Raw genomic sequence first — 9629 nt, forward strand, 5'->3', positions numbered from 1 at the left:
CACGATCGCGTCTTATCGGTCAGACCGGCCGATGACCGCCATCAACTCCGATATTTTCTGGCGCTGATCCGTCTTGTCACCACTCGCAATCGCGTGCTCGACGCAATGCGAGACATGATCCTTCAACACCTCTTCCTCGACGCGCCGGAGCGCGGCGCGCACCGCCGATATCTGCGTCACGATATCGATGCAGTAGCGGTCCTCGTCCACCATCCGGGACAGGCCGCGGACCTGGCCCTCAATCCGGCTCAGACGTTTTTGACAGGATGCCTTGATGTCTTTTCTCATGCGGCCTATATACCCCTACAGGGTATGGGTTGCAAGGGACTGCATTCGCGATGAGCCACCACGACAAGAACCCGGCAAGCAAGACCCCGGACACGAAGGTCAATCCGGACGGCGCAACTTCCAACTCGTGTTGCAGTGGCCACGATCATCACGCCCACACCGATCACGGGCACCACAGCCATCATGATCACCACGCCGCTGCCAAGGTACTCGATCCCGTCTGCGGAATGACGGTCGATCCCGCGACCAGCAAGCACCGCTTCGACCACCAGGAGAACACCTTTCACTTCTGCTCGGCGGGCTGCAGAACCAAATTCGCCGCCGATCCAAGGAAGTATCTCGAGAAATCATCGGCCAAGCCCGACGTTCCCCACCGCGCCGACGACGGCGCGATCTACACCTGCCCGATGCATCCAGAGATCCGTAAAGTCGGGCCTGGAAGTTGCCCGATCTGCGGCATGGCGCTGGAGCCGGAGGTTGCGAGCCTCGATACGCCGCCGAACCCCGAACTCGCCGACATGACGCGGCGGTTCTGGATCGGCCTCGTGCTATCCGTTCCGCCGGTGCTGCTGGAGATGGGTGGGCATCTGGTCGGCGGTCACGGCCTCGTCGACCCGGCGCTGTCAAACTGGATTCAACTCGCATTCGCGACGCCTGTCGTCATTTGGGCCGGCTGGCCCTTCTTCGTGCGCGGCTGGCAATCGCTGCTGACGCGCAATCTCAACATGTTCACGCTGATCGCCGTCGGCACCGGGGTCGCGTATCTCTACAGCTTGGTCGGGACCATAGCCCCGCAAATTTTCCCGGCCGCCTTCCGCGGCCATGGCGGCGCGGTCGCGGTCTATTTCGAGTCCGCTGCCGTCATCACCGTGCTCGTCCTGCTCGGCCAGGTGCTCGAGCTGCGCGCCCGCGAGGCGACGTCGGGCGCCATCAAGGCCCTGCTGCAATTGGCGCCGAAGACCGCCCGCCGCATCAGCGAGGACGGCGCCGACCATGAAGTCGAAATCGACAGCCTCGTGGTCGGCGACATCTTGCGCGTCCGTCCCGGCGAAAAAGTGCCGGTCGATGGTGTCATTCTCGAAGGCCGCTCCTCGCTCGATGAGTCGCTGGTAACAGGCGAATCCATGCCGGTCGCCAAGGAAGCCGGGGCAAAGGTGATCGCCGGCACGCTGAACCAATCGGGCGGGTTCGTGATGCGCGCGGAGAAAGTCGGCCGCGACACGCTGCTGTCCCAGATCGTCAAGATGGTGGCGGACGCGCAGCGCTCGCGCGCGCCGATCCAGCGGCTCGCCGATCAGGTTGCGGGCTGGTTTGTGCCCGCGGTCATTGCCGTGGCGCCGATCGCCTTCGGCGTCTGGTCATATTTCGGGCCGGAACCGCGCATGGCGTTCGGTCTCGTCGCCGCCGTGAGCGTGCTCATCATCGCCTGCCCCTGCGCGCTCGGCCTTGCGACGCCGATGTCGATCATGGTCGGCGTCGGGCGCGGCGCGCAGGCCGGCGTGCTGATCAAGAACGCCGAAGCCCTGGAGCGCATGGAAAAGGTCGACACGCTGGTGGTCGACAAAACCGGCACGCTGACCGAAGGCAAGCCGAAGGTTACAGCAGTCGTGGCGACCTCGGGATTCGACGAGAACGAAATCCTGCGGCTCGCCGCCAGCGTCGAGCTTGCCAGCGAGCATCCGCTCGCCGACGCCATCGTGCGATCCGCCAGGGAACGTCGACTGAAACTCGGCAAGGTCGAGGCGTTCGACTCGCCGACGGGCAAAGGTGCAACTGGCAAGGTCGACGGCAAATCGGTTCTGCTCGGCAATTCGAAGTTCCTGAATTCGCTTGGCGTCGATACCCATACGCTGGATTCCGATGCCGAGCGCATGCGCGCCGATGGCGCCACCGTCATCAATATCGCGGTGGACGGCAAACTTGCCGGATTGTTCGCCATCGCCGATCCCGTCAAGGCTTCAACACAAGCGGCGTTGAAGGCGCTGGCGGAAGAAGGCATCAAGGTCATCATGCTGACCGGCGATAACAGGACCACCGCGCAAGCGGTCGCACGGCAACTCGGCATATCAGACGTCGAGGCCGAAGTGCTTCCGGATCAGAAGAGCGCCGTGGTCGCCAGGCTGCAGAAGGCGGGGCGGATCGTCGCCATGGCCGGCGATGGCGTCAACGACGCCCCGGCGCTGGCGGCAGCCGAAGTCGGTATCGCCATGGGAACCGGCACCGACGTGGCGATGGAAAGTGCCGGCATCACGCTCTTGAAGGGCGACCTCGGCGGCATCGTCCGTGCACGAAAACTGTCGCAGGCGACCATGCGCAACATCCGGCAAAACCTGTTCTTCGCCTTCATCTACAACGCCGCCGGCATCCCGATTGCCGCGGGCATCCTCTATCCCGGTTTCGGCATCCTGCTGTCGCCGATCATTGCCGCCGCGGCCATGGCGCTGTCGTCGGTCAGCGTCGTCGGCAACGCCCTGCGGTTGCGCGTCACGCGGCTGTGAACGATCGCGCACGATTTGGAGATTATTAATCAAACTATCGCGCGCGCAACGCCTGTCCAAAAAATTCCACAATGTCCGCTACGAAAGGAACTCTGTTTTCAAAAAGGGGAATTCCCATGCGGTTAGGACACGCGATCTTTGTGGCGACGACAGCCGCCCTGCTCGCGGCGGCAGTACCCGGGCTTGCCAAAAACGCCGAGACGCCGAAGACCAGCGAGCAGCCGGCGTCATCGTCCTGCCATTCCTACCAGCAGACATCAGATGGATCGTGGACCGAACTGCCCTGCCAGGAACTCGGCGCGCCCACCCCATCGCGCAAATCCTCGCCGCGAAAGACGGACGAAGAGGACCGCTGAAGCGCGAAGTCTTGACCCATCCGTCGCTTGCAACGGTCACGCTGCGCCGGTGATGCCGGGGAGCACACGGCATGTACTCTCCCCCTGCGTGTTCCGTAGCCTACGCTCGCTTGGGAGTTATGGCATGTGCAGTTTGTGCCAATCGCAAACTCATGAGTTTAGCGGATTTGGATGCTTCAACGAGCTTCAGTTTTCTATTTGGTGCCCCTTAGGTCAATAGCGCGAAAGGGGAAGGTTGACCTAATTACCGAGTGTGCCGGATTGTTCTTTGCGAGAGGACGGGCCAGCGCGCTTCCGACAGGGTTGACCCTTGCTCCGCCCCCATGGCCCCCAAGCGGGGTCGCCTTGTCGGAGAGCGCCGACGATGCGGGGTTCAGCGTGTATCCCGGCGTCACGCGATAGCCCAGTCTAACCCGATTCCTTGCTGGCCTTCATCGCTTCTCTGCCGCGTCCCTGCGGAGCCTCTCGATTGCTGCTTGATAATCCTTATGGGCGCCCAACCCCAGAAGCTGACCTCGAACTGCGAATGCTCGATGCCCGCTTCAATCCCGTGAGCGGACATTATCAGCTAGGCCGGTGATGTCCGAAAAGTGCCACAAGCGGACTCATACACTGCACAAGTTTTTGTCTCACTCGATCACCTCGTCGGCGCGCGGCTGGGCAGCGTTGCCGGGACCTCGATGCCAAGTTGTTTTGCCGTCTTGAGATCTATTACCAGTTCGAACTTGGTAGGCTGCCAACCTGCAGTTCAGAGGGCTTTTCGCCCTTCAATATCCGGCCGACATAGATACATGCTTGCCGCCGTGTGTCCGGCAAATTGGTGCCGTAGGCGACAAGGCCGGCGGCATCCCACCGTATGACCCAGCGCCTGCAACTCACGGGACCGATGGTGCGATGAGGCACACGCCTCGATCCCAACCAGGCACGGCGGCAATTTCTCAAAGAACGCCAGCACGAACCGGCGCTTCAATTGACGGCGGATCACTATCTGACCGCCAGCATCAACGCCGTGAACCCGAAAAACTGATTTCGCAATATCCAGTCCGATTGTCGTGATCGTCTGCATAGATAGCTCCTCCAGATCGCGGGAGCCCTATCAGCCCCGAGTCCGTGGCACTCGCGTGCCGGCTGGAGGAGCCGTCCGCAGCATCAAAGCGGACTCACACGCCGCGCCTAAACTTACCAACCTAATGCGGCGACCAACGTCCGGCAGGTCATGAAGATCAGGATTAAGGAGCCGATGGTCCAGAAGGTGGCGCGTGTGTCATGAGTCTGCGCTGTAAAGTAAGCGGCAAAATGCAATAGTCGCGAAATTACGTAACCATAGAAAAGCAAACGGGCCAGCAGCAATGATGGCTCGGTCAAAACAAAAAGGAAGCCGGCTACGAGGAAAAACGGAAGATTCTCGACGTCATTCAACAAAATCCGCCGGATTCTCTCAACGCGCTCGTTCGGCTCGAGCTGCTTTGGATTGGGCTCGGGGTTGAGGCGTGTCTTCCTGAGGTCTTCCGGTGAGCGGAAACCGCCCTTCTCTTGTGTCATCCGAAGCACCGTCAGCCAGGACATGCTAACGGCTTTAAGAATCATGATCGTCGCCGCGATGACGTAGGTAGCGAACACCGGGTCTTTCAGATCTAGCTTGTCCATATTCCTCGATCCAACGGCAAGCGAACGTGATCAATGCAACAGTCCGGCTCTGTCCAGGCCATCGGCAATCCTGCGGACATCATCCATATTTACAAAGGGCTGCCGCTCGTAGTGATTTTTGAAAGTATAATGCGGGTTAATCTCCATCAGTTCGCGCCAGACGCGCTGGGCTTCCTCGATTTCTCCGAGATGGCCAAGGGCAGATGCAAGAACGGCCCGGGAAAAATCCGTCTTGGGTACCATCAGGATACGATGCTTCAGCAATGCAGCAGCCGTTTCGTATTTGCCCGCAAGGAGATTGGCGACACCGAGCAGATGCAGGGGCTGCTGCGTGCAGGTAGGGTCGAGTCGCATAGCCTTTTCGATCAGAGGTATCGCTTCCAGCGGTTGCCCCGAAAAGATGTAGATGTTGCCGAGGCACAAATAGGCTTCGGTTGAATTTGGGTTGAGGGTCAACGCGATTTCCGCCTCGGACTTTGCCCGTGCGAGGTCTGCCTCGAAAGTCGCGACGAGTGCCGCAACGGACCGCGCCAAGAGCTCTTGAGGGTCCTTTTCGATCGCCCGATCTGCGGCTTGCTTCGCCTGCCGGAGCGCAGTGTTCGAATCCGCCGTCCAACGGTTTTGATGGTTGAGCACGTAAGCAACGGCGAGCGCCGCATAGGCCTGCGCATAGTCGCCATCCAGTTCGATCGCCTGGAGCAAGAAATCGCGTGCCTGTTCGAACACTTCGCGGCTCTGCGTTTTGCCGATCGCGATCAGATCGCGCCCGCGAAGGAAGCAGTCGTAGGCATCGATATTGCCGGTGCCGCTGCCCGCGACGCGGGCCTTTTCGGAGGGGCTCATGGTTACCTTTAGCGCCTCGACGATCCGGCTCGTAATGTCGTCCTGAACTTCGAACAGGTCGGACATATTTCTGTCGAAGCGTTCGGCCCAGAGGTGTGCGCCAGTTGCGGCGTCGATCAGCTGCGCTGTGATCCGCAGCCGGGCCCCAGCACGGCGTACAGAGCCTTCGAGCACCGTGCCGACGCCGAGGTCGCGACCGACGGCGCGGATATCGACCGCGCGCCCCTTGTAAGTGAAGCTGGAATTCCGCGCGATGACCGTTAGCCCAGAAATCTTCGATAGGTCAGTAATGATGTCTTCACTGATCCCGTCGGAGAAAAACTCCTGTTCCGGATCGCCCGACATGTTCGTGAACGGCAAGACGGCGATTGACGATTTCCTGATGTGGGGTGCCGGGTTGGGAGTATGGAACGTTTGGACGGTCGCGGCTGCATCTCGGGGATGCCAGGTCCAGATGTGAATTGGACGGTCGATATTCTTGGCGTGGATTTCGCCGCCGTCTCGAAAACTAACGTCAACCCGCTTGCCGATGCTTTCGTGGACAACGGACGAGACGCAGATGCCGCCCGGCTCAGCAAGAGCCTCCAGGCGTGCGGCGATGTTGACGCCATCGCCGTATATGTCATCGCTCTCAAGAATGACATCACCCAGATTGATGCCGATTCGAAGCACGATAACAGGCTTGGGCGCCTCTTCGTTTGAGATCGCCACGCCCGTACGCTGCACCGCGAGCGCGCAATTCACGGCATCGATGACGCTACCAAATTCAACGAGCGTACCGTCGCCAATCAGCTTCACGATGCGCCCGTTATGGACGGCGATCGCCGGATCAAAGACAACCTCGTGGTGCCGCTTGAGCGCAGCCAGTGTGCCGACCTCGTCTGCCCCCATCAGACGCGAATAGCCAACCACATCGGCAGCAAGGACTGCTGAAAGCTTGCGATTGACGCGAGGCTCAATCATGAAAGTTTTCACTAGAAACAGCGAACTTGCCAAAGAAACCGCGATACATGGCTTAAGCCAGATGGCGTATCCTGGAAGGCGGCCAAAAATAATTCCAAACGGCATATTCTTAGCCTGATCTGAGGGTTCGCTCAATGCCCTTCCGGGTCAAACGCTACAGGGCGTTTGCCGTGGAACAAGGGAAAGCTGACCGGCGCGAAGCCGCCGCTGCGACCCAAACACGTCTGGTCGATCCGGACGAAACTCCAGATCGAGGGCCGCGCTCGCGATCTGGCTATGTTCAATCTGGCGATCGACAGCAAGCTTCGAGGCTGCGATGTTGTCACTATCCGGGTTGAGGATATCTCTGCCGGCGGATATACGGCGGATCGCGCAACGGTCCGGCAAAAGAAAACCGGGCGGCCTGTCAGATTTGAATTGAGCGAGCAGACCCGCCAGGCGGTCGATGATTATCTGAAGGCCACTGGCAAACGGCCCGGCGAGTTCTTGTTCACCGGTCGTCGCGGTCCTGACCGCAACATGACAACACGCCAATATGCCCGCCTCGTCTCCGCATGGATCGGCAGCGTCGGATTGGACCCGAGGCTGTTCGGGACGCATTCACTGCGCCGTACAAAAGCTACCCTAATTTACCGGCGGACTGGCAATCTCAGGGCCGTTCAGCTTCTGCTTGGACACACCAAGATCGAAAGCACGGTCCGATATCTCGGCATCGAAGTAGACGATGCCCTCGCAATAGCGGAACAAGTTGACGTCTGAAATACCCGGGCAGAGCGGACATGCTCTGCCCGACCTCTAACCGCCGGTTTGTGCCAAGAGCAGACCTTGGACTATCGGCTGCAATGGCTTCGGCCGGCGTTTCGGTCAGCGAGGCATCTCGCCTTCGCTCCACCAACGCATCTGCTGCGCCTTGCCGCTCTGCTCCAAAATCATCTGCAGAGCAGCGGCAAGACGTTCGACCGTGTCGGTTGTTGGGATCCTCTTCAGTAGCCGTCGAACGAAAGGACGCGAAGGTTCGATGAAACACAGGAAGCCGTTCTCGTACTCCTGGTAGTTGCCGCATCCGAACCAGAGGGGAAAAACAGGATTTTCGAGATCGATCCGCCACCCCCAGTCCTCCGGACCCACGCGCGAAACCGCGAAGCCGTGCCGCGGTAGCTCCTCCGACAAGAAGTGTGCCAGTCGTTTCCCATGCAGCCCGGGATTGACCCGTTCATCTTCGCCAGGCTCAGGCGGAAACGCTGTGGAGACGAATTCGAGATGCGTTCTCATTTTGCGGGGCGCGGTTGGATTGTCATACCAGGCGGCGACTACCAATAGCGCCCGAAAGTTACCGAGCAATTGCAAAATCTTACGCGTTTGCAGAATGGCCGCTTTGGGTCATTCGCGTCGGTTTGGCCGGACCGCGGCGACTTCCGGTCTACCCCGGTCAACGGACATCTCAGGGTAGGCAGGCATGTCTCAAAGGTGCCGATTTTGTTGCAAAAGTCAGTTGAGACAGGCCGCGAAGCGTGATTCCGTTGAGGTTACGCGATTCTCGGTGAGGTCGATCCATGATGGGCCGTCTGCAGAGTGACCAAGGTCAACTGTTCTACGAGTTTCGTCTTGGCGATGCGGTCCCCGAAGATCATCTGGTGCGGAAGATCGACACTGCGCTCGATCTGTCGTGGCTTCGCAGCGAGCTTGCGCCTCATTATTCGTCGATGGGTCGTCCATCGATCGACCCGGAACTGATGATCCGGATGCTGGTGGTGGGGTATGTGTTTGCGATCCGCTCGGAGCGATTGATCTGTCGTGAAGTGCAGGTGAACCTGGCCTATCGCTGGTTCTGCAAGCTCGGTATCGAGGATGCTGTCCCGGATCATTCGGCGTTTTCGCGTGCCCGGAACGAGCGTTTTCGCGAGGGGGATATTTTTCGCCGGGTGTTCGAGCGGGTCGTCGAGGCGTGCATTGCGGCCGGTCTGGTTGGCGGCGAAGGCTTCGCCGTCGATGCGAGCCTGATCCAAGCCGATGCCAACAAGCAGCGCTCAATCGCAGGTCAGGATTGGCGCAGGGATCGTGATCCGGCGAGATCAAGCCGCGCTGTGAAGGAGTATCTGGCGACCCTCGACGATACGGCGTGGGGCGCCGCCAGCGACGTTGTGCCAAAGTTCGTCTCGCCGTCCGATCCCGCGGCCCAGTGGACCGGGGCGCACAAGGGGCCGGCATTCTTCGCTTACTCCGACAACTATCTCATCGACGTGAAGTTCGGCGTGATCGTTGACGTCGAGGCCTCCCGCTCCATTCGACAGGCCGAGGTCGGCGCGGCAAAGACCATGATCGAGCGAACAGAGGAACGCTTCGGCCTTAAGCCGGAACGGCTTGTCGGAGATACCGCTTACGGGGCAGCTCCGATGCTGAACTGGCTGGTCGAGGAGAAAGGCATCGCGCCACATATCCCCGTGTTCGACAAGTCGAAGAGAGATGACGGCACCCTCTCGCGCAGCGACTTTCGATATGATCCGACCAGCGACGTCTACCACTGCCCGGGCGGGAAGCAGCTCGGAACGAGCGGCACCGTGCACGAGGGCAAGACACTTCTATATCGCGCCAGCAAACTCGACTGCGATGTATGTCCGCTCAAACCGCAATGCTGTCCGAAAGACCCATCGCGCAAGATCCCGCGCGACATCCATGAACACGCCCGAGATGTTGCCCGTTCGCTTGCGGAGACTGAAGCCTTCGAGCAGTCACGCCGTGAGCGCAAGAAGATCGAGATGCGGTTTGCGCACCTCAAGCGCATCCTGAAGCTCGGCCGCCTTCGACTGCGCGGTCCACGAGGCGCCCAGGATGAGTTCGTTCTGGCTGCCATCGCCCAGAACCTGCGGCGGCTCGCATCGCTGGTTGCGCGACCGCCACCCGCTCGGGCTCTCTGTATTGCGTAAGCGTAATAGTTGCGTAGAGAGTGTCAGGGTCGAGGGACCAAACCCCGTCGCCCGAAGTCAAATGGCCGAACGACATCATCGGTCACAGCCGACTTTTGCAACAAAATCTG

8 protein-coding genes and 1 pseudogene are annotated in these 9629 nt (G+C 60.1%); 4 read left to right on the forward strand and 5 right to left on the reverse strand.

The window, feature by feature from the left end:
* Positions 1 to 12 precede the first annotated feature (12 nt).
* Entirely contained in the window at positions 13 to 288 is a 276-nt protein-coding gene (locus ABIE49_RS02035; protein ID WP_192739747.1) for a metal-sensitive transcriptional regulator, read from the reverse strand.
* A 50-nt stretch (positions 289 to 338) separates the two neighbouring features.
* On the opposite strand from ABIE49_RS02035, the gene ABIE49_RS02040 reads away from it, so the two are divergent.
* Positions 339 to 2786: a heavy metal translocating P-type ATPase gene (locus ABIE49_RS02040; RefSeq protein ID WP_192739746.1), complete on the forward strand. Its 2448-nt coding sequence runs from the start codon at positions 339 to 341 to the stop codon at positions 2784 to 2786.
* Positions 2787 to 2902: 116 nt separating this feature from the next.
* Entirely contained in the window at positions 2903 to 3142 is a 240-nt protein-coding gene (locus ABIE49_RS02045; RefSeq protein ID WP_192739745.1) for a hypothetical protein, read from the forward strand.
* A gap of 850 nt (positions 3143 to 3992) precedes the next feature.
* On the opposite strand, the pseudogene ABIE49_RS02050 reads toward ABIE49_RS02045, so the two are convergent.
* The 3 genes and pseudogenes from ABIE49_RS02050 to ABIE49_RS02060 all read right to left on the reverse strand — a co-directional run.
* Positions 3993 to 4208, reverse strand: a pseudogene (locus ABIE49_RS02050) (IS110 family transposase); the annotation flags it as partial.
* 113 nt (positions 4209 to 4321) lie between these two features.
* On the reverse strand, positions 4322 to 4789 hold the full coding sequence (locus tag ABIE49_RS02055; protein ID WP_192739743.1) for an MAPEG family protein: 468 nt from the start codon (positions 4787 to 4789) through the stop codon (positions 4322 to 4324).
* A gap of 30 nt (positions 4790 to 4819) precedes the next feature.
* Positions 4820 to 6730 (reverse strand): adenylate/guanylate cyclase domain-containing protein, encoded by a 1911-nt coding sequence (locus ABIE49_RS02060; RefSeq protein WP_192739742.1) that lies wholly within the window; start codon positions 6728 to 6730, stop codon positions 4820 to 4822.
* Positions 6731 to 6760: 30 nt separating this feature from the next.
* Here ABIE49_RS02060 and ABIE49_RS02065 point away from each other — a divergent pair, with 30 nt between their 5' ends.
* Entirely contained in the window at positions 6761 to 7354 is a 594-nt protein-coding gene (locus tag ABIE49_RS02065) for a tyrosine-type recombinase/integrase (RefSeq protein WP_192739741.1), read from the forward strand.
* A 105-nt stretch (positions 7355 to 7459) separates the two neighbouring features.
* Here the strand turns inward: ABIE49_RS02065 and ABIE49_RS02070 are convergent, their stop codons facing one another.
* Positions 7460 to 7942 carry a hypothetical protein gene (locus tag ABIE49_RS02070; protein ID WP_354066551.1) on the reverse strand — a complete coding sequence of 161 codons (483 nt, stop codon included), beginning with the start codon at positions 7940 to 7942 and terminating at the stop codon, positions 7460 to 7462.
* Positions 7943 to 8148: 206 nt separating this feature from the next.
* On the opposite strand from ABIE49_RS02070, the gene ABIE49_RS02075 reads away from it, so the two are divergent.
* Complete coding sequence (locus ABIE49_RS02075; RefSeq protein ID WP_354066552.1) at positions 8149 to 9519, forward strand: transposase; 1371 nt, start codon at positions 8149 to 8151, stop codon at positions 9517 to 9519.
* Positions 9520 to 9629: the final 110 nt, after the last annotated feature.

Origin of the sequence: Bradyrhizobium sp. OAE829 (genome assembly GCF_040546575.1) — a bacterium.
In the GTDB taxonomy this organism is placed as follows: domain Bacteria; phylum Pseudomonadota; class Alphaproteobacteria; order Rhizobiales; family Xanthobacteraceae; genus Bradyrhizobium.

Excerpts from the sequence above, each read along its gene's own strand:
- ABIE49_RS02035 (WP_192739747.1), bottom strand. The coding sequence starts at position 288 with ATGAGAAAAGACATCAAGGCATCCTGTCAAAAACGTCTGAGCCGGATT.
- ABIE49_RS02040 (WP_192739746.1), top strand. The coding sequence starts at position 339 with ATGAGCCACCACGACAAGAACCCGGCAAGCAAGACCCCGGACACGAAG.
- ABIE49_RS02045 (WP_192739745.1), top strand. The coding sequence starts at position 2,903 with ATGCGGTTAGGACACGCGATCTTTGTGGCGACGACAGCCGCCCTGCTC.
- ABIE49_RS02055 (WP_192739743.1), bottom strand. The coding sequence starts at position 4,789 with ATGGACAAGCTAGATCTGAAAGACCCGGTGTTCGCTACCTACGTCATC.
- ABIE49_RS02075 (WP_354066552.1), top strand. The coding sequence starts at position 8,149 with ATGATGGGCCGTCTGCAGAGTGACCAAGGTCAACTGTTCTACGAGTTT.